The sequence below is a fragment of the Pantoea sp. M_10 genome (genome assembly GCF_008631515.1).
Classification (GTDB): domain Bacteria; phylum Pseudomonadota; class Gammaproteobacteria; order Enterobacterales; family Enterobacteriaceae; genus Pantoea; species Pantoea anthophila.
This window is the reverse complement of the sequence record NZ_VWUL01000006.1, coordinates 46188-67063: the sequence shown is the minus strand read 5'-3', so window position 1 is coordinate 67063 and position 20876 is coordinate 46188. Positions and strand designations below refer to the sequence as shown.

At 59.1% G+C, this 20876-nt stretch carries 21 protein-coding genes; 8 read left to right on the top strand and 13 right to left on the bottom strand.

From position 1 onward, the window contains the following. Position 1: 1 nt before the first annotated feature. The 3 genes from F3I47_RS16555 to F3I47_RS16545 are packed head-to-tail and all read right to left on the bottom strand — an operon-like array spanning position 2 to position 3452. A complete protein-coding gene (locus F3I47_RS16555; protein ID WP_033736116.1) occupies positions 2–709 on the bottom strand; it encodes a class II glutamine amidotransferase in 708 nt (235 codons plus the stop codon). After that, entirely contained in the window at positions 697–1971 is a 1275-nt protein-coding gene (locus F3I47_RS16550; RefSeq protein ID WP_046100906.1) for an acetyl-CoA carboxylase biotin carboxylase subunit family protein, read from the bottom strand. Before F3I47_RS16550 ends, F3I47_RS16555 begins: the two co-directional genes overlap by 13 nt. Before the next feature lie 17 nt (positions 1972–1988). Continuing rightward, entirely contained in the window at positions 1989–3452 is a 1464-nt protein-coding gene (locus F3I47_RS16545) for a hypothetical protein (RefSeq protein ID WP_150029949.1), read from the bottom strand. Positions 3453–3619: 167 nt separating this feature from the next. Between F3I47_RS16545 and F3I47_RS16540 the strand changes: the two genes are divergently transcribed. Further along, the gene (locus F3I47_RS16540; RefSeq protein ID WP_150029950.1) at positions 3620–5071 is read left to right on the top strand and encodes a PLP-dependent aminotransferase family protein; all 1452 of its coding nucleotides are present in this window, start codon (positions 3620–3622) and stop codon (positions 5069–5071) included. On the opposite strand, the gene F3I47_RS16535 is transcribed toward F3I47_RS16540, so the two are convergent. The 5 genes from F3I47_RS16535 to F3I47_RS16515 all read right to left on the bottom strand — a co-directional run bounded on the left by F3I47_RS16535 (position 5068) and on the right by F3I47_RS16515 (position 10583). Then, positions 5068–6318, bottom strand: a complete 1251-nt coding sequence (locus F3I47_RS16535) for a valine--pyruvate transaminase (protein ID WP_150029951.1) — start codon at positions 6316–6318, stop codon at positions 5068–5070. The genes F3I47_RS16540 and F3I47_RS16535 overlap by 4 nt on opposite strands. A gap of 81 nt (positions 6319–6399) precedes the next feature. Further along, the gene (gene ghrB / locus F3I47_RS16530) at positions 6400–7374 is read right to left on the bottom strand and encodes a glyoxylate/hydroxypyruvate reductase GhrB (protein ID WP_150029952.1); all 975 of its coding nucleotides are present in this window, start codon (positions 7372–7374) and stop codon (positions 6400–6402) included. Positions 7375–7546: 172 nt separating this feature from the next. Continuing rightward, positions 7547–8827, bottom strand: coding sequence for an MFS transporter (locus F3I47_RS16525; protein ID WP_009088258.1), 1281 nt, complete (start codon positions 8825–8827; stop codon positions 7547–7549). 34 nt (positions 8828–8861) lie between these two features. Continuing rightward, on the bottom strand, positions 8862–9824 hold the full coding sequence (locus tag F3I47_RS16520; protein ID WP_046100903.1) for a sugar kinase: 963 nt from the start codon (positions 9822–9824) through the stop codon (positions 8862–8864). 9 nt (positions 9825–9833) lie between these two features. After that, positions 9834–10583 carry a sugar phosphate isomerase/epimerase gene (locus tag F3I47_RS16515; RefSeq protein WP_150029953.1) on the bottom strand — a complete coding sequence of 250 codons (750 nt, stop codon included), beginning with the start codon at positions 10581–10583 and terminating at the stop codon, positions 9834–9836. Between the two features lie 398 nt (positions 10584–10981). On the opposite strand from F3I47_RS16515, the gene mchS3 reads away from it, so the two are divergent. After that, complete coding sequence (gene mchS3 / locus F3I47_RS16510) at positions 10982–11398, top strand: MchS3 family protein (protein ID WP_150029954.1); 417 nt, start codon at positions 10982–10984, stop codon at positions 11396–11398. Then, positions 11395–11520, top strand: coding sequence for a hypothetical protein (locus tag F3I47_RS22625; RefSeq protein WP_255461651.1), 126 nt, complete (start codon positions 11395–11397; stop codon positions 11518–11520). The genes mchS3 and F3I47_RS22625 overlap by 4 nt, the downstream gene beginning before the upstream one ends. A 187-nt stretch (positions 11521–11707) precedes the next feature. Here the strand turns inward: F3I47_RS22625 and F3I47_RS16505 are convergent, their stop codons facing one another. From F3I47_RS16505 to F3I47_RS16490, 4 genes are all read right to left on the bottom strand, one after another. Further along, positions 11708–12733, bottom strand: a complete 1026-nt coding sequence (locus tag F3I47_RS16505) for a LacI family DNA-binding transcriptional regulator (protein ID WP_058957185.1) — start codon at positions 12731–12733, stop codon at positions 11708–11710. Positions 12734–12798: 65 nt separating this feature from the next. Next, entirely contained in the window at positions 12799–13779 is a 981-nt protein-coding gene (locus F3I47_RS16500; protein ID WP_150029955.1) for a LacI family DNA-binding transcriptional regulator, read from the bottom strand. Positions 13780–13915: 136 nt separating this feature from the next. After that, positions 13916–14578, bottom strand: a complete 663-nt coding sequence (locus tag F3I47_RS16495) for an OmpA family lipoprotein (RefSeq protein ID WP_009088249.1) — start codon at positions 14576–14578, stop codon at positions 13916–13918. 109 nt (positions 14579–14687) lie between these two features. Continuing rightward, positions 14688–15254: a DNA-3-methyladenine glycosylase I gene (locus tag F3I47_RS16490; protein ID WP_150029956.1), complete on the bottom strand. Its 567-nt coding sequence runs from the start codon at positions 15252–15254 to the stop codon at positions 14688–14690. A gap of 152 nt (positions 15255–15406) precedes the next feature. Between F3I47_RS16490 and F3I47_RS16485 the strand changes: the two genes are divergently transcribed. From F3I47_RS16485 to F3I47_RS16465, 5 genes are all read left to right on the top strand, one after another. Continuing rightward, complete coding sequence (locus F3I47_RS16485; protein ID WP_150029957.1) at positions 15407–16093, top strand: autotransporter; 687 nt, start codon at positions 15407–15409, stop codon at positions 16091–16093. A gap of 75 nt (positions 16094–16168) precedes the next feature. Next, entirely contained in the window at positions 16169–16849 is a 681-nt protein-coding gene (locus tag F3I47_RS16480) for a hypothetical protein (protein ID WP_150029958.1), read from the top strand. Between the two features lie 111 nt (positions 16850–16960). Continuing rightward, positions 16961–17497: a primosomal protein DnaT gene (gene dnaT, locus F3I47_RS16475; protein ID WP_009088241.1), complete on the top strand. Its 537-nt coding sequence runs from the start codon at positions 16961–16963 to the stop codon at positions 17495–17497. Then, entirely contained in the window at positions 17497–18237 is a 741-nt protein-coding gene (gene dnaC / locus F3I47_RS16470; protein WP_009088239.1) for a DNA replication protein DnaC, read from the top strand. The genes dnaT and dnaC overlap by 1 nt, the downstream gene beginning before the upstream one ends. A 238-nt stretch (positions 18238–18475) precedes the next feature. Further along, the gene (locus F3I47_RS16465; protein WP_150029959.1) at positions 18476–19606 is read left to right on the top strand and encodes an ROK family transcriptional regulator; all 1131 of its coding nucleotides are present in this window, start codon (positions 18476–18478) and stop codon (positions 19604–19606) included. 18 nt (positions 19607–19624) lie between these two features. Here the strand turns inward: F3I47_RS16465 and xylR are convergent, their stop codons facing one another. Further along, positions 19625–20803 (bottom strand): D-xylose utilization transcriptional activator XylR, encoded by a 1179-nt coding sequence (gene xylR / locus F3I47_RS16460; RefSeq protein WP_009088236.1) that lies wholly within the window; start codon positions 20801–20803, stop codon positions 19625–19627. Between the last annotated feature and the right edge of the window lie 73 nt (positions 20804–20876).

The following is a 20876-nucleotide window of genomic DNA, read 5'->3' as shown; positions in this document are numbered from 1 at the left end:
ATCACTCCCTAAACGGAATTTCATAGAGTTCATGATTGTTCATTCGCCGCCAGCTGCCGGCGCTGCCTGGTATTGTTACGGGTTCAGAAGCGATCAGCGTGCAATCCTCCTGTTGCCGAAAATGCATCGTAAAATAGTCAGGCCAGGGGGTGTCGTGGGGATACCACTGCCACGCCCAGGCTTTGTCACGGGTGACGAAAATGGCATTGCCTGCGCTGCCGCCGGGTTCCACCTGCGCCATCTTTGCGCGCAGATAGTCGCGGGTGAAGTCGGCGGGCGTGGTCTGATCGACCAGGTAGCGCAGGTACTCTTCTGAATCGAAACGGGATTCCGCCAGGCCAAGCTGGCGGTGGATGGTCGGCAGAAAGCCGTTGTGCATCATGTACCACTGATGACCCGCGCTGTGGCGCGTCAGCGGATGAGAAAAGGCCAGCCCCTGATTTTTACTCAGCGTGGCGTGGCGCACATGCACAGCCAGAAACGGACTGCGCAGCCGATCCACATCGATGTCCGGCAGCGCTTCCGCAAATGCGCCCGTGCCGTGCAGGGTGCGGATCTCCCCCGCTTCCAGCCACAGGCAGCCCCAGCCGTTGGGGTGGGATTTGATTGGGCCATCGTGTTCGGCTCCTTCGCCGCAGCTCATGGCGCGCGCCGCCTCCAGAATCTGAGCGCTGTCGAACCTGCCATGCGCCAGAATCATTCTGCACATACTTTGTCTCTCCCGGCGGTCACCGGCTGCGCGGCAATCACCTGCTGAAAAAGGGTCATAACGGGCTCCCGCGTCGGAGCGCTGAGGCTGAAGGTCGCCAGAATGCCGGCGTGACGGGTCAGATCGGCGTAGAGCGATGAGCGGGATGACACCTGCAACGCAGGCAACCGGAGGGGGGGTAACAGCGCCCCCTGCTGATGCTGTTCAATCCAGCGTTCCGCCGCCTGCAGCTGTGCGGGCTGGCGCAGGCGCAGCTGGCCGACAGCGCGTGACGTGCTCAGGGCAAAGGCAGGCAGGGTGCCCCCCGCCTCCAGCCGGAAAGTCACCTCAGCCCAGTTGATACCGGTCGCCTCCTCAACCAGCGTCGCCACCCCCATGCCAGAGAGCCGGAACCCCATCTCCAGAAAATGCGGCACGCCGTTGACCACAATGAAATCGATATGAAACGCGCCCTGACGATAGCCAAAGGTTTCGCAGCAGAAGGTCATGAGACTGCTGAACGCGGCGGGCAGCGCCGCTGCTGCCATCGCCACATGCCCCGACTCATAAAAGCTGACGCAGCCTTCGCTGTCCCGGTGCTGCTCAATCACCTTCTGGCAGCAGGTCAGCGCCCGGGGATGTCCCTGCGCGACCACACCCTGCAGCGAAAACTCCTCGCCGATCAGGGCGCTTTCCACGATAAAGCCGCTGAAGCCGCGCCCGCCATAGTTCATGGTCTGCACCAGCTGCTTCACCACGCTGCGCAGCTGATCGGCCCGCTCAATCAGCCAGATGCCCAGCCCGCCGCCGCCATCTACCGGTTTGACGACGCAGGGGTAGATCAGCGCCTGCTCCGCATCCAGAATGCTGAGCGGCGAGGCAAAAAAGCGGAACTCCGGCTGCGGGAAGCGCGGCCAGGCTTTTTTCAGCGCCATGCGCTGCGCATATTTATCCAGCGGGATAAAGGCGGCGGGCGCGTCCGGCCCGGCCAGCATGTCGCGCAGTCGCCCGGCGCTGGCGTTGTAAGCTTCAAAGCCCGCCAGCACCACCAGCGGATGCGCCAGTAAACCGGCGTGCAGATAAGCCTGCATCACCTCCCACGGATTCTCAGGGCGGTCGAGGCGAATAATCAGATCAAAAGGCAGCGCCAGGCTTAGTGACTGGTAATCGACAAAGTCGCCCATTTCCGCCAGCACGGTGAAATAGCCTTCGCGCTTTGCCACCGCGCAGTAAGGGTTCTGTCCATCGCGGGTGGCGCCAATTTGCAGAAAAATCTTTTTCATCGCCTCGCCTTACCGGGTTATCGCCCGGAGATGACTTCTGTCACCGTGTCATTGAGCACACCGTTACTGACCTGAATCACCGCTTTATGGGGATCGAAGCGCAGCACGCGCGACAGGGGATCGGGGCTTTTGCCCTCCAGCAGCGAACTGACCGGCTTGCTCTGCCAGCAGTGGCGCATCTGTGTCAGCGTCATGCCGGAGAGGTGCGTTAACGCCCTGGCCAGCGCGACATCCTGACTGCGTTGCTCAAGCAGGTCGCGGATAGCCGCCTCCTCCAGCGCGATCTGCTGCCCGGTCAGCCAGTGACCGAGCTGCTGGCCCTGTCCCAGAAAGGGCGAGTAGATCATGCAGATCAGCTGCGCTTCGCTGAGGTCAAACGCCTGCACGGCGAACGCGGCTGCGCGCTGCCGCTGCTGCCGGATCGCGGCGTCATCCTGATAGCGCGCCGCCATCTCGTCGATCAGCTGCGGGGGAAAATCTTTCTTCACCATCAGCCCCAGCGCAAAACGCACATATTCCCGGATCCCCTCGGCGTAGCTGCGCTGCAGGAGCGTTTCGGCCCGCAGTCCGCGCAGATGCGCCATCAGCGTCGGGTTACCGCAGTCGGACTCAGAAAAGCTGAACATCAGTTCATCAAACCGGAAGCCCATAAAGTCGCTGAGCAGCGCCCAGTGCGCACCCGCTTCATAGGCCGTGTCCTGATAGATATTGAAGAAGAGCGGATCGCGCGCCAGCTGGTGGGTGATGCGGTGCGCGGGGGTGAGCTGGCCGGCCCCGTAGATGTCGCTGAAGTAGCGCTCTGCGACGCCATCCAGCGTCTGCAGGAACCCGCTGAAGCCACGGCTCTTTTCCGCGACCGGCGCATCAAACAGTCGTGAGAGGTGACGCGCCCAGGCAACATAGGCGGCCTGCTCCTGCGGCGAATCGCCGGTGATAATCATATCCACACCGCCGTTGTAGTCCGCCGCCAGGCCAAAGGAGTTGACCATGCTGAGGTTGCAGGCGTTGCAGAAGGTGGAGCGCGCATCGGCGCGAAAGCGGTGGCCATTCATCAGCACATCGTTGCGGTTCTGCTCACGCACGCTGTCCGGCATCGGCAGATCGCGGGCGAAAGGGCGGATCAGCAGACCATCCACCACCAGACAGGTCACCCATTCATCGTCATGCATCGCCAGCGACTGATAAACGCGATGAATATTATCCATGACGCGCTGGTTCATCGCCGCGTGACGGTTGGTGCTGACCCGCAGATGAAAGGTGGTACCCTGCTGCTGCCAGATCAGCCCCTGAATGTAGCGCACGTAAGCCACCATGTAGCTGCTGTCTTTGCCGCCGCCATAGGCGAGCAGGACGCGGTTGTTCTCAGGCTGCTTATCGGGTAACGCCGCCAGCAGACGGGCCGAACAGCGCTGAGCCGACGCGATGATGGCCGGTGAGAGGTACGCTTCCATTGCTTTCATCATGGCGGGCAGATTATTCATCTTTCACATTTTCCTTAGGTGAACGGCCTGCCGTTATGGCCACAGGCCTACGGCAGCCGGGCGCTGTGCGCCGTTTAGCGTCATGAATAATTAAGAGATGCAGCCTAAAGTACTTTGAATGTACTCTGTTGAATATGCACAGATCAGCGCGATATGGGGTGGAACAGATGACCGGGGTTATCGGGGAACAGGAGAGTCAGAGCAGCCGTTATCGCCAGATAGCAGAACAGATTAAACAGGCGATCCATGCCGGTTCACTGGCACCCGACAGCCGTCTGCCTTCGGTGCGCACCCTGGCGACACAGTACAATGTCAGCCTCACCACCGCCCTGAAAACCCTGCGTACGCTGGAAGATGAGCGCTACGCCGTCGCCCGCCCGAAGTCGGGCTTTTTTGTTGCCCCACAGCGGCCCGCTTCGCGTGCGTTACCCGCCGTCAGCGAACAGCCCCGCGCCATCGCCCCGCTGGATGAGCAGACCGAACTGCATCTGGCGATGCTCGGATCAGACTGCCGGGTGCGCCTCGATCTGGCGAACGGCGACAGTGCCCTCTATCCGATCAGGCGGATTGGCCTGCTGATGCGCCAGATGGGTTACAGCAAACCCGCCCTGCTCGGTAACACGGTGAAGGGCACCGGCTATGCGCCGCTGAAAACGGAGATTGCCCGGCGCGCGGTCGATTACGGCTGCAATATCAGCGCCGACGATATTCTGATCACCAACGGCTGCATTGAGGCGATCTCGCTGTCACTGCGCGCCACCACCCAGCCAGGCGATGTGGTGGCGGTGGAGTCCCCCTGCTATTTCGTCCTGCTGCAGATGCTGCATAACCTCAATTTACGGGTGATTGAAGTGGAAGCCGGGCCGGAAGGCTATGTGAATGTGGCAACCCTCACCCGTCTGTTTCAGCGCAAAGCGGTGCGGGTCTTTCTGACGCTGTGCAACGTCAACAATCCGCTGGGAAAAAGCATTCCCAACGAGCAGAAAGCCTATATTGCGCGCCAGGCCGATGAAAACGATGTGGTGATCATTGAGGATGATATTTTTGGCGATACCGCCTTTGGTGAGCGCCGCCCTTTCCCGATGCGCGCCTTCAGCCCCAACGCTATTCTCTGCAGCGGCTTCTCGAAAACCGTGGCACCCGGCATCCGCATCGGCTGGGTCCACAGCGTCAACTACATGCGTAAGATCGCCTCGCTGAAATATACCTCCACCATGGGCACCTCGGTGCTGTCGCAGGCGGCGGTGGCGGAACTGCTGCGCAGCGGCGGCTATGATGCTCACCTGCGCAAGCTGCGGCGTGAACTGGCGCGGCAAATCAGCGAAATGCGTCAGTCGGTGCTGCGGGAGTTTCCGGCCGGGACAACGGTCTCCGACCCGGAAGGAGGATATGTGCTGTGGGTCGCCATGCCGCCGCAGGCGCTGAACGTGCGCGAGCTGTTTCTGAAGGCGCGCAACGCGGGCATCGGGATTGCGCCAGGCCATATTTTTGCCACCGATCAGCGCTACGATCACTGTTTCCGGCTGAATGCCGGTTTTGGCTGGAATGCGGAAGTGGAACAGGCGATCCGACAGCTGGCGCAGTGGTGCCAGCTGTCGTTAACCGACGCGCAGGCTTAGCTATCGCGCCAGGCGTTCTCCACCTCTTCCGCCAGAATCTGCACCGCCCGCTCGATGTTCTCCGCATCCGGCACGTAGTTCATCCGCATACACTGGTGGGTGTGCGGCCACGCCTGCTCCAGCCCCGGAAAGAAGAAGTGGCCCGGCACCATCAGCACCCCGCGCGCTTTCAGCCGCTGATAGAGCGTTTCCGTGGTGATCGGCAGATCGCGGAACCAGAGCCAGAGGAAAATCGCCCCTTCCGGCTTGTGGATCAGGCAGCGCTCTTCTGACAGATGGCGGCGCAGGATCGCAATCGTCTGCGCAACCTTCTGCTGATAAAACGGCTTAATCACCTCTTCAGAGAGCCGCAGCAGATCGCCGCGACGAATCATCTCATTGGCGATGGCCGGGCCAATACTGCCGGGGGCCAGGCTGATAATGCCGTTCATGTTGCTCAGCGCAGAGATGATCTTCTCGTCTGCGATAATGATGCCGCAGCGCGCGCCCGGCAGGCCGAGTTTCGACAGGCTCATGCAGAGAATAATGTTGGGATTCCACAGCGGACGCACTTCGCTGAAGATGATGCCGGGAAACGGCACGCCGTAGGCATTGTCGATCAGCAGCGGCACATCATGCTGCTGCGCCAGCGCATCCAGCTGGATCAGCTCCTCATCGGTGATCACGTTGCCGGTGGGGTTGGTCGGACGCGAGACGCAGATCAGCCCGACCTCATCGTTCATCGGCAGATGCTCGAAATCGACATGATATTTAAACTGTCCCTCCGGCAGCAGCTCAATGTTCGGCTTCGCCGAAACAAACAGCTCCTCTTCCAGACCGGCATCCGCATAGCCGAGGTACTCAGGCGCCAGCGGAAACAGCACCCGCTTTTTGCTGCCGTCGGCGCGGCGACCGGCAAACAGGTTAAACAGATAGAAGAAGGCGCTCTGGCTGCCGTTGGTCAGCGCAATATTCTGCGCGGTAATCGGCCAGCCAAGCTGGTCGCGCAGCAGCCCGGCCAGCGACTCCAGCAGCGTCGCTTTGCCGCGCGGGCCGTCGTAATTGCACAGTGCTTCGCTGAGTTTGCCCTCCTCATGCATCTGCTGCAGCAGCTGCTGAAAGTAGTCGTTCATGGCCGGGATCTGCGCCGGATTACCGCCGCCAAGCATGATGGTGCCGGGCGTACGCAGGCCTGCGCCCATATCTTCCATCAGACGTGAAATGCCGGAATGTTGGGTAAATTTGTCGCCGAACTGAGAAAAGGACATAGCGGTTAAAAATTTGTGATTGCGAATCGGGGGTTCACCATAACGCCCGCCATCGGCGGGCGCAATGGAAAGGCGTGGCGATTATTTCAGCGCCTGAGGGTTAACGCAGTTTTTATCGACGTTTCCGCCGAGCGCGGCGATAAGATTCTCTACCGCATCCTGCATCATGCCGTAGCGGGTTTCGTGGGTGGCAGAACCGATGTGCGGCAGCGTCACCACGTTCGGCAGCGACAGTAGCGGAGAGTCGGCAGGAACCGGCTCCTGCTCAAACACATCCAGCCCGGCGGCGTGCAGTTTGCCCGCCTGCAGCGCGGCGATCAGCGCCTTCTCATCCACCACCGGCCCGCGACCGGCGTTGATCAGTACCGCATCCGGCTTCATCAGTTCCAGCTCGGCGGCCCCAATCAGATGGTGGGTTTCGTCAGTCAGCGGCAGGCTGATGCAGACAAAATCACTCTGCTGCAGCAGCGCTTTCAGTTCGCAGCGCTGCGCGCCAAAGCGCGACTGCGCCTCCTCATGCTCACGGCGCGCGTTGTAGAGGATTTTCATGCCGAAGCCAAAGTGGGCGCGCTGCGCCAGCGCCATCCCGATCCGTCCCATGCCGAGAATGCCCAGCGTTTTATGGTGTACGTCGATGCCGAACTGCGCCGGTCCGATGCTCTTCTGCCAGTGGCCCGCTTTGACCCAGGCATCCAGCTCCGGCACCCGACGCGCGGTGCTCAGCACCAGCGCCATCATGGTGTCAGCCACGGTTTCCGTCAGCACGGTCGGGGTGTGCATCAGCACCACATGACGCGCATTCAGCGCCGCCACGTCAAAATTGTCATAGCCCACCGAGACGCTGGAGCAGACGCGCAGATTAGGCATGTTCGCCAGCAGCTCACCATTCACTTTTCCGCCCGATCCCAGCAGACCCTCGGCCTGGCGGAACGCCGCAGCGTGCTGCTGCTGGCTCTCTGGCGAAAGATTGCTCACTTCCGTCACGTCACACTGTTCAGCCAGGCGCGCATAGAGGTCGTCAGGCAGTTTTTTATAGAGAATTACAGCGGGTTTCATTCAGTGGCTCCCGATCAAACAAATAAGTAGCGGGCGGCTTGCGGGCCGCCCGGAGAAAACAGAGGCTGACGTTTACGCCCGGGCGGCCTCCGTACAGGCCCGGCAAGGCCTGTGCGAACGGCGCAGGCGTTGTGGAGCTGCACCGGGCCAGCCCGCTTCAGCGTTTACGCTTTCAGGCCGGTTTTGCGCCCCGCAGCGGCGGCGCTTTGTTCTGCGCCGGTTTCACTATCAGCGTCAGCCACACCGACACCAGCAGAGCCGAACCCATAAAGATGTAGGAGGCTGCCGGGCTGCCGGTCGCCCCATTAAGATAGCCGACGATCCATGAACCGATAAATGACCCCAGTGCACCCATACTGTTGATCAGTGCCATTGCCCCGCCCGCGACGTTGCGTGGCAGCATCTCAGGAATAATGGCGAAGAACGGTCCGTAAGGCGCATACATCGCGGCACCGGCAATCACCAGCAGGGTGTAGGAGGCCCAGAAGTTGCTTGAGCCGACCAGGTAAGAGCCAAGGAACGCCAGCGCCCCCACCAGCAGCAGCGGCCAGACAAAGAGCTTACGATTCTGGGTTTTGTCCGACGCCCAGGAGACCACGACCATCGCAATGGTTGCCGCCAGATAAGGCACCGCTGACAGCCAGCCCGCTTCAACCATGCCCATCTGCGTGCCGTTACGCAGAATCGACGGCAGCCACAGCACAAAGCCATACACACCGATGCTCCAGGCAAAATATTGCAGGCAGAGGATGATCACATTGCGGTTGCGGAACGCTTCACCGTAGTTACGCACCGCCTTGATGTTTTCCTGCTCTTTTTGCAGCTCAGCCTGCAGGGCCGCTTTCTCTGCATCGCTCATCCAGCGCGCCTGAGACGGCTTATCCTGCACCAGGAACCACCAGGCAATCGCCCAGATGACCGCGGGAATCCCTTCAATGATAAACATCTCACGCCAGCCGAAGGATTCGATCAGATAGCCCGATACCACCGACATCCAGAGCACCGTGACCGGGTTCCCCAGGATCAGGAAGGTATTGGCGCGCGAACGTTCCGATTTGGTAAACCAGTTGCTGATGTAAATCAGCATGGCCGGCATCACCGCTGCTTCCACCACGCCCAGCACAAAGCGAATCGCTGCCAGCATCGGAATGTTGCTGACCACACCGGTCAGCGATGCACAGCCACCCCACAGGATCAGGCAGCCGAAAATCAGTTTCTTCACGCTGCGGCGTTCGGCATAGATTGCGCCCGGGATCTGGAAAAAGAAGTATCCCAGGAAGAACAGCGCGCCCAGCAGCGAGGACATGCCTTTGGTGATGCCAAGATCGTCATTAATCCCGGCGGCAGAGGCGAAGCTAAAGTTTGCACGATCGAGATACGCCAGGCTGTAGGTGATAAACACGATGGGCATGATGAACCACCAGCGTTTTGGCGCGATTGTCTGCTTTTTCATCGGGAACTCCTGTGTCTGTAGAGGGGCGCGTGAACTACTCGTCGCCCAGTTGCTGACGCGTCGGCAGACCTTCGCTGTCACCAATGACCTGAATCGCCATCGAACCAATTTTATTGCCGCGGCGAATCGCCTGCGGCAGCGTCTGACCTTCCAGCAGGGCGCTGATCACGCCAACGGCAAAACCGTCACCGGCCCCTACGGTGTCGACCACGTTGTCGACTTTTATCGCCGCCACCTGTCCCTGTTCACCCTGTGCGGTTTTATACCAGGCGCCGTCACAACCAGTTTTAATCACGACCGCTTTCACACCCTTATCGAGATAGAAATCTGCAATCGCTTCCGGCTGACGGTAGCCGGTCAGGATCAGCCCCTCTTTTTCGCCTGGCAGTACCCAGTCGGCATACTCCGCCAGCAGATTGAGCTGCTTACGCATCTCCTCTTCACTGCGCCACAGCACCGGCCGCAGATTCGGATCAAACGAAATGGTTTTCCCGCGCGCGCGCATCTCTTTGGCCGTGTGCTTCAGCAGTTCCAGTGAACTCTCTGAGAGCGCTGCCGCCACCCCGCTGAGGTGCAGATGGCGAGCCGAGCCAAAGTAGTCCGCGTCAAAATCGTCAACCGACAGATGGCTGGCCGCCGAGCCTTTACGGAAATACTCGACCAGCGGGTCAGAGCCATCATCGACTTTGGATTTCAGCTGGAAACCGGTGGGATAACGGTTATCGACCGTGACCCGGGCGTGGTCAATACCCTCTTTTTTCAGCTGCTGGCAGATAAAGCGACCAAAAGCGTCATCGCCAACCCGGCTGACCCAGCCCACTTTCAGGCCAAGACGCGCCAGGCCGGTCGCGACATTGAGTTCTGCGCCTGCTGCGCGTTTAACAAAGGTCTCTGCGGCGGCGAGATCGCCGGTTTCACGGGCGACAAACATCGCCATCGCTTCGCCGATGGTGACCACATCAAGCGGACCGTTGTGATATTGGGTGTGATGACTCATTTTTACTCCTTACACATTGCGCAGCAGCGACACATAGTGGCGCGTCACCGCAATCAGATCGTCGCCTTCCAGCGGAAATTCAATACCGCGCGGCACCGAGCCGGGCAGCTGTTGCAGCAGGTCACGCCAGCCAGCGTCCGCCTCATCCAGCGCAATTGCCCGGAAACTCTCCTGATGCGGAACGGCGGCTTTGACGTGCACATAGCCGACCTGCGCAGCCAGCTGCTGCGCGGCCTGGAAGGCGTTTTCGCCGGTCCAGCACCAGTTCCCCATGTCGAAGGTCATCGTGATCGGTAGCCCGGCTTCCCTGATCGCCGTGAAAAACGCGACGGAGGGTGCGAGTTTGCCCTGTTCGGTCTGATCGTTTTCCACCGTCAGTTCACACGGCAGTGCTGCCAGATGCGCCTGCAGCGTTTCACGGTGAAGTGCACCGGTGAAATGTCCCAGCGCGACTTTCAGCCGCTGCGCATTTAACTGGCGTGCTTCTTCAACGTAGTGGGTTATGCGCGGATTGATTTCGCCGCCGTCACAAAACAGCGTATCGGGCACCGAATAGCTGGCCTGAAGCTGATGCTGTGCCACCGCCTGCGCCAGTGCGGGCAGATCGGCCAGCGCCGCGTCATCAAGCAGTTCGCGGCGGATTTCGACGCCATCAGCACCAGCCTGCTGAATGATCGGCAGCAGCGAAGTCTGGCCGCCGAGTGCGGCGATCTGCGCATGGCCATAAGCGGCGGTCACCACAATGATGTCAGGTTTCATGTTCTGCTCCATGGCAGGTTTTTGCGCGTAGCGGATACAAAAACCCTAAATGGAACCGGTTCCAAAGCAAAGCAGCAAACTGTGAAACTATGATCGTGCTCACGAAGCGAGCACGAAGAGAGGTCTGAGGCTTACAAACGCAGGATTGTACGCTAAGTGCATTTCAGTCAGATCCGCTGAATGAAAAAAGTGAGGATTTTTATCATGTTAAGAGGGATCCGGATAGCTATGAAGTCATCGTCACTGAAAAGCGTTAGCGGGATTAATGCAAAAACGGATCGGAAAAAACAAAAACCGTCATTTTATGATGCTGTTAAATTTAATTCCTTTATTTCCATCCTATTATTGCTCAGCGTCATTTATAGTCGGTAATAAGATAGCAAACGGAGGTTTTGCAGATGAAATGGATTTTAATAACACTATTACTTGCTTCAGGATTAACAACGGTTTCAGCCCAACCCGATCAGGACATAGAAAAGGAACTCTCCACTGCCACTCTATTTTCGATGGGCTTCAATGGATTTATTGCGAAGGAAATGCCGCAACAACTGATATATGGAAAAGCTTTAAAAGATAACAACTCTGTAAAGATATTTGAAAGTGTGATGGAATCTGCAACCGCCACACCTGAAGGTAAAGCCTGGGCGGCATGCGGTCTTTGGCAGAAAAAAGAGATAGACAAAATAAAAGTAAGAAAAGAATATAATAATCTGCCCGTAACGCTATTAACGGGCGACATCCTCAGGCAGGAATCCTTAGAAAAGGTTATCGAAAATATACGACTACACGGATGCAAATTAAGGAGATCGGAATGAGAAACATAGATAAGTCAGAAGCCGAACGCGTTGCTGGCTCCGTGAATATGAGTGATTCAGGCGAGCCAGAAAAAAACTTTATTATCTTCGGGGAAGCCCGGATGAATGGTTTGATAATATAAAAGTTTTCTCGACGCCAGGCCCAGGCCCTCTCAGCGTGTGTGCTGTTAATTTAACTCTCTCCGGCCTGCCTTTGTAAGCCAGTAAGAAGCCTGTCCTGAGCAGGCTTCTTTCGTCCCTTTCGACAATACCTTAACGACACACTCTCTGATTTGCCCGCTCAGCCCGAAGTAAGAACAAACCTGAACCTCAGGGAAGCGGCTGGCTGGAGCCGCGAACGATCAGCTCGCCGGAGAACACCTGTTCGGCAACCGGCAGGTCACTGCCATCAATACGGGCAATCAGTCGCTCCAGCGCGCTGAAGCCAATCTGCCAGGTCGGCTGTTTCAGCGTGGTAATCCCGACACCGGCCAGCGCCGCCCACTCCAGCTCATCGAAACCGAGCAGGCCGATATCGCGGCCCCACTGCAGGTTGAGTCGCTGCAGCGATCGCGCCACCTGCAGCGTCAGCGCCCCGTTGGCGACCATCACCGCACAGCGTTTGCCCGCATGCTGCTGATGAAATGCCAGCAGCGCCGCGTCGAGCGCATCGGGCTGATGCAGCACCACTTCCACATTCTGATGCTCAACCTGCGGATGCGCCGCCAGCAGATGGCGGAACGCCTGCAGACGCTCGCGGCGCGTATTGACACTGCCCAGCGGTTCACTGAGAAACATCAATACCTCATAGCCATTGTCGACCAGATGGCGCGTAGCGGTTTCGGCGGCTTCGGCGTTGTTCAGGCCCACCACATCGCAGGGAAAATCGGGGATTTTGCGGTCAATCAGCACCATCGGCAGCAGGGACTGCTGCAGATGATTCAGCACCTCTTCGCGCATCCCGACCGCATTAACCACGATGCCTTCAACCTGATAACTGCTCAGCAGCTGGAGGTAGTGCTGCTCCAGATCCACTTCGTTGTTGGTATTACACATCAGCAGCGTAAAGCCCTGCTCACGACAGGCGGCTTCAATGCCACTCATGACATCGACGGAATAGGGGTTAGTGATATCGGCGATAATCAGCCCAATCAGGCGCGTACGCCCGCGTTTCAGACCGCGTGCCATCTGGCTCGGACGATAGCTGAGGTCCGCTATCGCCTGTTCAATCCGCGCTTTCAGATCGGCGGAGAGCAGATGTAGTTCACCGTTCAGATAACGTGAAACGCTGGTTTTACCGGTCCGAGCCGCGTGAGCAACATCGCTGATGGTGGCGCGAGGCGGCCTGGTTTTCATGAGATATCCTGCAAAATTATAAATTCGGCAGAGACTAGCACAAGCGCAGCCCGGAGCAAAAAGCGCTACGCCGGTAATTGCAGCCAGGGCTGCCACAGGGTTTGTAACGTCTCCGGCGGCGCCCCCTCGATCAGCCGGACAATCATCTCCGCCACCTGCTCTCCAGCCTGATGTGGCGTTGCCTGACGAATCGCGACAATGGGATGATCGAGAATCGCATCCCCCGGTAATCCCTCCCAGCCTGCCAGCAGGATGGCATCCTCACCCCCTGCGCGTCCGGCCTGATGCAGCGCCACAGCCGCGCCTTCCGCCAGCGCACCACAGTCGGTGATGATCACCTCCGGTATCGGCCCCTCTGCCAGCCACTGCCGGGTCTGCTGATAGCCGGCACGGCGCGTCGGTGCCACTGCCGCCATCGCATAAGGCGCGAGATCACCCAGCGCCATCAGATAGCCCTGACGCCGGTCGCGCGCGCGGCTGCTGTTCTCCTCACTGCCAAGCCAGGCGATCCGCCGCCGTCCCTGTGCCAGCGACCACTCCACCGCCAGCTGCGAACCGGCAAGGTGGTCAACATCAAACCAGGCATAGGTGGCGGGCAGATCGCTGCGACCCAGCGTCAGAAAGCGAAAATCGGTCTGCAGCAGCGCATGAAGCCGACAGTCATCTGGCCGGGTGTGGCCGATAATCAGGGCATCAACAGCCCCGCTGCGCAACAGGCGGGTGAGCGCCGGAGGGTTCTGCTGCTTATCTGTCAGCAGCAGCAGGTTAATATCATAACCGCCCAGGTGATGCTCGAGTGCCAGTAACATATCGCTGAAATCGCTGCCACTCAGAGGCGAAGCTCCCGGCGGACAGACCAGGCCCACCGCGTTAGCGCGACCGGTTTTCAGCCGTCTGGCCGCCGCATTAGGCCGGTAGCCGCGCCGTTGCGCCTCCGCTTCGATGCGTTTACGCGTCTCCTGAGCGACATCCTGGTAACCATTGAGGGCGCGGCTGACGGTGGTGACAGAGAGACCTAAAACCGCCGCGATGGCTTTAAGAGACATAGGGGAATTTCCACTGATCAATTTTTGATCAGGCTACCATAAAGCCTCTGCTGGCTCTATCCACAGAACGCTTTCTGGTGCTTTTAACGTGAGACTTTCCAGAAAAAAGGGCGCCCCCGAGAGGGGGCGACCACGGCTAGCCCAGCGGGGTGAGTGTGATCTCAACACGACGGTTTTGCGCTTTGCCGGCTTCGGTGCTGTTGGTGGCAACCGGGTTATCCGGGCCTGCACCCTGCGTACGCAGGCGATCGCTGGCCACGCCCTGCACGATCAGCGCGCTGGCGACACTTTCAGCACGCTGCTGAGAGAGACGCATATTCAGCGCACGGGTGCCGGTGCTGTCGGTGTAACCCACGACGTTTACCGCCGTTTTTGGATACTCTTTCAGCACCATTGCAACACCGGTCAGGGTGTTTGCGCCTGCGGGTTTCAGATTGCTGCTGCTGGAGTCGAAGGTGACATTGTTGGGCATGTTGAGGACGATGTTATCGCCATTACGGGTCACGCTGACGCCAGTGCCGCGCATCTTGTCACGCAGTTTCGCTTCCTGCACGTCCATGTAGTAGCCCACGCCACCGCCCAGTGCCGCGCCGCTTGCGGCACCAATCAGGGCACCTTTACGGCGATCTTTCTTCGACGATGAAAGCACGCCGACACCGGCACCCACTAATGCGCCGAGGCCCGCGCCTACGCCTGACTTACCCGCCTGTGATTCACCGGTGTAAGGATTGGTGGTGCAGCCAGGCAGGGCCAGGCTGCCGCTCAGTAACAGGGTGATCGCGATTAATTTCTTCTGCATTTTTGTTCCCTTACAGTCGAGACACAGGGGAAAACCTTCCCCATAAGTGGCACGATTATGCCGCCTGTGGAACAGGGATGTATGAGGAAAAATCCTGATTTATGAAGAATCAGCGGGTAATGGCATCAGGATGGCAGAAACAGTTGCTCTGATGATCGTTTATCAGCCCGCAGGCCTGCATAAAGGAATAGCAAATTGTCGGGCCGATGAATTTAAAACCACGCTGCTTTAACGCCTTTGAGAGCGCAATGGCCTGCTCTGACGTGGTGGGGGCCAGGCTGTAGTCGGGGTAATGGTGAACGATTTGCACGTTATCGACAAATTGCCAGACGAACTGGCTGAAATCCTCACCTTTCGCCTCCATTTCCAGGTAAGCGCGGGCATTCGCGATAATGGCGGCGATTTTGCCGGGATGGCGGATTATGCCGCTGTTCAGCAGCAACCGGTCGATCGCTGGCGCGTCCATCTGCGCAATCGCCTGCGGATCGAACTGGTGAAACGCCTCGCGATAATTTTCCCGCTTTTTCAGCACGGTGATCCAGGAGAGTCCCGCCTGCTGTCCTTCCAGACAGAGCATCTCAAACAGCGCACGCTTGTCTCTCTGTGCCACCCCCCATTCCCTGTCGTGATAAGCCAGATAGAGGGGATCCTGTGTTACCCAACCACATCGTTGCATCGCTTTGTTCCTTTTAACGAGAATATTTTAGCGGTCCGCTTGATCTTAAAATTAATCGGTTGATAGTTAAACGATCAGCGGTTAAATAACAGAGACAGCGCGAATTTTAATTACGACGCCGGATAATAACTTCAGCCCTGCCTGGAGAAGAGATGTCGCCGAAAAGCGGTTGGAAAGGTCTGAGAACCTGCTGTGCTGCATGGCTGTTAATCTTAATGGCACCGGCTTTTGCCCGGAGCGGCCTCTCTGCGCCGCCGCACGCCGACTTTCTGCCGGACTACGACACGATACTGGCAGAGAAGATCGCGCTGACGCCCCTCACCTTCAATGACGAAAACCGCGCCCTGTTTGAAGCCGCCATTAACTCTCCCACCGCCTCACCCATCGCGCTGCACAGTGAAACCGGCAGCGCAGGCACCACCCCGCTGGGAAAACGCTACCGGGCTGGCGTGGAGATGCCTGTTGCGCCGTCGCTTACCACCGGGCCGGTGGCGCAGTATGCCGTCGATCCGCAACCCATAAACTGTCTGCAATGTGACTACAGCGATCAGCAGAGTCGCGAGCAGAGTGCCAGCGTCGGCTGGCGCATCGATTCGCAGCAGGGATGGATATCGCCCTGGGCGCAGCTCAGCTATCGCTATCTGCTGGCGGAGACGCCCCAGACTCCCCGCCGCGAGGCGACGAACGGCCCGGATCAGAGCGAGGGCATCGACCTGAGTATTGGGGCGCAGCTGCCGCTGAACGACAATCTGGCGGCGTTCGCCTCATTTTCACAAAACGAAGCGCTGAATAATCAGGAACAGCAACTTTACAGCTTCGGCTTCAGCGCCAGCTTCTGAGCGGGGCATAAAAAGAGAAAGGCGGTCGGGCGTTTAAAATATAATGAGCCTGCTAATCATTATACTGGTAACACTATGCGCAACGATCTCACTCTTATTGGCCGCGAAATCGCGGTTTTTCTGCTGGCAGCGCTGTTTCTTGCCCTCACCATCGTTCCTGTCTACATCGACGTCGCCTGGATGAACGACGCACTGCATGAGACCTCATTGACCGAAACCACTCAGGAAGTGATGCTGGCGACCATCGCCGCACTCTTTTTTATCGCGGCCCGACGCCGTCCCGATCAGCGCGGGGCGCTGACTCTGGTCGCCGGTTTTTACGCCTGTATGCTGATCCGTGAACTCGACTTCGTGTTTGATGCCATTCAGCATGGCAGCTGGGTCTGGTTTGCGCTGGCCGTCACTGCGGGCTCACTGGCCGTCGCGCTGCGCACGCCGAAAAAAAGCGTGCATGCGCTGGCCGCACTATTGCAGCACCGCAGCTGGCCGGTCATGGCCTCCGGCTTTTTAGTGGTGCTGGTCTTCTCCCGACTGTTTGGTGTGCATGTGCTGTGGCAGCACCTGATGCTGGGGGATTACAACCGGGTGGTGAAAAACATGGCCGAAGAGGGGACTGAGCTGCTGGGATACAGTCTGTGCTGGCTCGCCTCGGTTCGCTATGTATGGCAGACCCGCCCCACCGCTGCTGCCCTTAGCGTGCGCGCACCGGAATCTGCACCGGCCCGCCATGCCACGTCGCCGGTGACCTCGCACTGACCCGCACTCCTGCTTTTTAAGCGATCCCCTCCGTTAAAAAAGGTACAATAACCCCTTCTGCGCCGGCGACAGGTTCCCGGCGCAAGGTGTTCGTTAACCTCAGGTCTTTTCATGTCAGCTAAAATCTTAACTTCAACGCTCATTGGCCTGGATGCCTTCCGACAGGATCCGCTGACTGCCCTGCAGCAGGCGGAAAAGGGCACGCTGGCGGTGTTAGATAACTATGCGCCGGTGATGTATGCCATCACCCCGGCGCGTCTGGCCGAGCTGCTGGCGCTGGAAGCTGCCGCCCGGCAACCGAATGATGTGGCGCTGGATGACAGCCTGTATGACGATGCGCCCGCCGCGATCCACACACCGGCCGGGAAGTTCGCCATGTATCCGGGCTGGCAGCCGGATGCCGACTTTACGCGCCAGGCCGCGATCTGGGGCGTGGCGCTGGCTGAAGCCGTCACGCCGGGCGAGCTGGCGGCCTTTGTCGCCTACTGGCAGGCGGAAGGCCGGATGTTCCATCATGTCCAGTGGCAGCAGAAACTGGCGCGCAGCATCCAGATGAACCGCGCCGCAAATGGCGGGCAACCGAAGCGTGATATCACCCAGTTGCCCGATCCTGACCGTACCATTCCCGATGGTTTCCGAGGTGAATGATGAAAACGCCAAACGATCTCTTTAGCCGTCTGAAAAAAATGATGCCTGAAGGCACCCGCCCCAAATTTGCCAATGGCCAGGAGTTGCTGGCGTGGAATCAGGAGCAGGGTCGCCTGCGCTCAGAGGCGATAGTACGCGAGAACCGCGCCATGAAAATGCAGCGCGTGATGGGCCGTTCCGGCATTCGCGAACTGCATATCAACTGCTCGTTTGATAATTACCGGGTTGAGAATGAGGGCCAGCGTAAGGCGCTGGAGCTGGCACGACAGTATGCCGCAGAATTTGACGGCAGCATCGCCAGCTTTGTCTTTTCAGGACGTCCCGGCACCGGTAAGAACCATCTGGCCGCGGCGATCGGCAATGACCTGATCCTGCGCGGCAAAAGCGTGCTGATCGTGACGGTCGCCGACCTGATGTCAAGCATGAAGGGCACCTTCAGCGGCAGCAGCGGCATTACCGAAGAGCGGCTGATTCAGGATCTGAGCAGTGTCGACCTGCTGGTGATTGATGAGATCGGTATGCAGAGCGAATCGCGCTATGAAAAAGTGATCATCAACCAGATCGTCGATCGCCGCTCCTCCTCCAAACGCCCGACCGGCATGTTATCGAACCTCGACCATGCCGGTATGAATGCCCTGCTGGGCGAGCGAGTGATGGATCGTATGCGGCTTGGCAACAGCCTGTGGGTGCGGTTTGACTGGGAAAGTTACCGCAGCCGGGTGCGCGGCGACGAATATTAATTCCTCCGCGCGCTGACGCCTCTCTCCACAGGTGCGGCTCTCCTCCCGGGGCCGCACCGCTGCCCTCTCGTTCCCTCACTCTTATCCGAAACGCGCACCGTTTCGCTTACCCGCCCGCCTGCTGCCGAGGGTTATCCCTGATAGCGAGGTTGTGTGAAACAGCACACAAAAGTGTCAGATCAACGTTTCTCACGGGCTGATACACTGAAATCAGTCTCCTCTGTTGGGTGGATCCGTGATGAAAACAAACGGCAAAGGCCCTGCACTCCTGCGACTGAACAATCAGAAACGGGTAATGGCCCGGTTACGTAAACTGCGCGTCACGTCGCGTCAGGATCTGGCGGAGGCACTGGAACTCAGTAAGAACACCGTCTCACTCATCATTGATGACCTGCTGGATCAGGGACTGATTGAGGAGCTGGGACCGGTCAGCGTGGCGGCCGCCGGACGGCCTAAAATCGGCATCGCCCTGCGGCCGGAAAAGCTCAAGAGCGCGGGCATTATGGTAGAACGCAACGTCATCCACTGGCGGGTCTGCGACTACTTTTCGCAGGTGCTGGCGGAACAGACGCTGCGCACCGATACCAGTAACCCGACCCGCCTGCTGGCGGAGCTGGCGATGCTCTGCCGGGAACTGACAGAGCGCTATCCCGATCTGCTTGGCTTCGGCCTTGGCTTTCCCGGCATCGTCGATCCCCGCCGGGGCTGGATGCATCTCTCCCTGCCGCTTGAATGGCAGGATGTAGACCTGCTGAGCACGCTGCGCAGACACGTTCGCCTGCCCATCCGCATCATGAACAATGTCAAAGCGGCAGCGCTGCTGGCCGTCGAGCAGCACGGACTCTCCGTGGAGAGCGGGCATTTTTATCTGCGGATTGCCGAAGGCATCGGCGGCGCACTGATCCAGCATGGCGACGTGTTTACCGGGCACAGCTGGACCGCGGGTGAGGCGGGACATCTGATCGTTCAGCCCGGCGGACCACGCTGCAGCTGTGGCCGGCGCGGCTGTCTGGAGGCGCTGGTCAGCAAACCTGCCGTGAATCAGCTGCTGGCGCAGCATCAGCCTGGCCTGAGCTGGCAGAACCGCGACAGTGCGCCACGCGTGGTGGATACGGTGATGACCCAGGCGGGGGGCTATCTCGGTGCGGCGCTGAGTCAGATCATGCTGCTGCTGAACCCCGCCACCATCATCATTGATTGCCCGTGGAGCGCCAGCGAGCTTTTCTGCAAAGCGGTGCGCGACACAGCGCAGGGCAACGCCTTCGCCTTTACCGCCACGCACACCCAGCTGTACTTCCCCGCGACCCGGATTGATCCGGCGAACGGGCTGGCGCTGGCGGTGCTGGAGCAGAGTGAGCAGCGGGTGTGAGGCTGCAGAGACTCTCCCCTACAACACATTCTCCCCGTGATGCTGCCGGTACTCTTTCGGGGTGGTGTCGTAGCTTTTGCGAAAGACCGAGTAGAAATACTGCAACGAGGGGTAGCCGCACATCTGTGAGATCTCATTGATGTTAAGCGAGGAGGACGCGAGCAGTTCGCGCGCTTTTTCCAGCTTTTCGCGGTGGATCATCGCATGAATGGTGTCGCCGGTTTCATCCCGGAAGCGTTTTTCCAGATTGGAGCGTGACAGCCCGACCGCATCCAGCACCTGCTCCACCTTGATCCCCTTGCAGGCATTAAAGCGGATGTAGTGCATCGCCTGAATCACCGCCGGGTCGCGCAGCGAGCGGAAGTCGGTCGAGCGGCGGGCGATCACTTTTACCGGCGGCACCAGAATGCGCTGAAGCGGCAGGGGCTGCTTATCCAGCAGCCGGTGCAGCAGCTTGGCCGCCTGATAGCCCATCTGCCGCGAGCCCTGCGCCACGGAAGAGAGCGCCACGCGCGACAGATAGCGGGTCAGCTCCTCATTATCAATCCCGATCACCGTAAGCTTCTCCGGCACCGGAATTTTCAGGTGTTCGCACGCCTGCAGCAGGTGCCGCGCCCGTGAGTCGGTGACGGCGATAATCCCGGTTTGCGGCGGCAGCGTCTGCAGCCAGTCGGCGAGCCGGTTCTGGGCGTGCTGCCAGTTGGCAGGCGCAGTTTCCATTCCCTGATAGACCACGCCCTGATAGCGTTCGCGCCCCACCAGCTGGCGAAACGCCTGTTCCCGCTCCTGCGCCCAGCGCTTGCCGCTGGAGGCCGGTAATCCATAAAAGGCAAAGCGATTGATCCCCTTCTCTTTCAGGTGCAGAAAGGCTTTCTCTACCAGCGCGGCGTTGTCAGTGGCGATGTAGTGCACCGGCGGATAATCTTGCGGCCGGTGGTAGGAGCCTCCGACGCCCACTATCGGCACGGAAACATTCGACAGCAGGGTTTCGATGGAGCGATCGTCGTAATCGGCGATCACCCCATCTCCCAGCCATTCGCGGATGTTGTCGATGCGGCAGCGGAAATCTTCTTCGATGAAGATATCCCAGTCAGTCTGCGATGCCTGCAGATACTCCCCGACCCCCTCCACAACCTGGCGGTCATACACTTTGTTGGCGTTAAACAGCAGGGTAATGCGATAGCGTTTGTCATGCATGGTGGCGCGTTCCCTTAAATGCTCAGCGCATTGCATAGCACGGCTGACAGGGGCAAAAAAATTGTTTGCGCCA

Coding starts and splice junctions, on each gene's coding strand:
- F3I47_RS16555 (WP_033736116.1), bottom strand. CDS start 709: ATGTGCAGAATGATTCTGGCGCATGGCAGGTTCGACAGCGCTCAGATT.
- F3I47_RS16550 (WP_046100906.1), bottom strand. CDS start 1,971: ATGAAAAAGATTTTTCTGCAAATTGGCGCCACCCGCGATGGACAGAAC.
- F3I47_RS16545 (WP_150029949.1), bottom strand. CDS start 3,452: ATGAATAATCTGCCCGCCATGATGAAAGCAATGGAAGCGTACCTCTCA.
- F3I47_RS16540 (WP_150029950.1), top strand. CDS start 3,620: ATGACCGGGGTTATCGGGGAACAGGAGAGTCAGAGCAGCCGTTATCGC.
- F3I47_RS16535 (WP_150029951.1), bottom strand. CDS start 6,318: ATGTCCTTTTCTCAGTTCGGCGACAAATTTACCCAACATTCCGGCATT.
- ghrB (WP_150029952.1), bottom strand. CDS start 7,374: ATGAAACCCGCTGTAATTCTCTATAAAAAACTGCCTGACGACCTCTAT.
- F3I47_RS16525 (WP_009088258.1), bottom strand. CDS start 8,827: ATGAAAAAGCAGACAATCGCGCCAAAACGCTGGTGGTTCATCATGCCC.
- F3I47_RS16520 (WP_046100903.1), bottom strand. CDS start 9,824: ATGAGTCATCACACCCAATATCACAACGGTCCGCTTGATGTGGTCACC.
- F3I47_RS16515 (WP_150029953.1), bottom strand. CDS start 10,583: ATGAAACCTGACATCATTGTGGTGACCGCCGCTTATGGCCATGCGCAG.
- mchS3 (WP_150029954.1), top strand. CDS start 10,982: ATGAAATGGATTTTAATAACACTATTACTTGCTTCAGGATTAACAACG.
- F3I47_RS22625 (WP_255461651.1), top strand. CDS start 11,395: ATGAGAAACATAGATAAGTCAGAAGCCGAACGCGTTGCTGGCTCCGTG.
- F3I47_RS16505 (WP_058957185.1), bottom strand. CDS start 12,733: ATGAAAACCAGGCCGCCTCGCGCCACCATCAGCGATGTTGCTCACGCG.
- F3I47_RS16500 (WP_150029955.1), bottom strand. CDS start 13,779: ATGTCTCTTAAAGCCATCGCGGCGGTTTTAGGTCTCTCTGTCACCACC.
- F3I47_RS16495 (WP_009088249.1), bottom strand. CDS start 14,578: ATGCAGAAGAAATTAATCGCGATCACCCTGTTACTGAGCGGCAGCCTG.
- F3I47_RS16490 (WP_150029956.1), bottom strand. CDS start 15,254: ATGCAACGATGTGGTTGGGTAACACAGGATCCCCTCTATCTGGCTTAT.
- F3I47_RS16485 (WP_150029957.1), top strand. CDS start 15,407: ATGTCGCCGAAAAGCGGTTGGAAAGGTCTGAGAACCTGCTGTGCTGCA.
- F3I47_RS16480 (WP_150029958.1), top strand. CDS start 16,169: ATGCGCAACGATCTCACTCTTATTGGCCGCGAAATCGCGGTTTTTCTG.
- dnaT (WP_009088241.1), top strand. CDS start 16,961: ATGTCAGCTAAAATCTTAACTTCAACGCTCATTGGCCTGGATGCCTTC.
- dnaC (WP_009088239.1), top strand. CDS start 17,497: ATGAAAACGCCAAACGATCTCTTTAGCCGTCTGAAAAAAATGATGCCT.
- F3I47_RS16465 (WP_150029959.1), top strand. CDS start 18,476: ATGAAAACAAACGGCAAAGGCCCTGCACTCCTGCGACTGAACAATCAG.
- xylR (WP_009088236.1), bottom strand. CDS start 20,803: ATGCATGACAAACGCTATCGCATTACCCTGCTGTTTAACGCCAACAAA.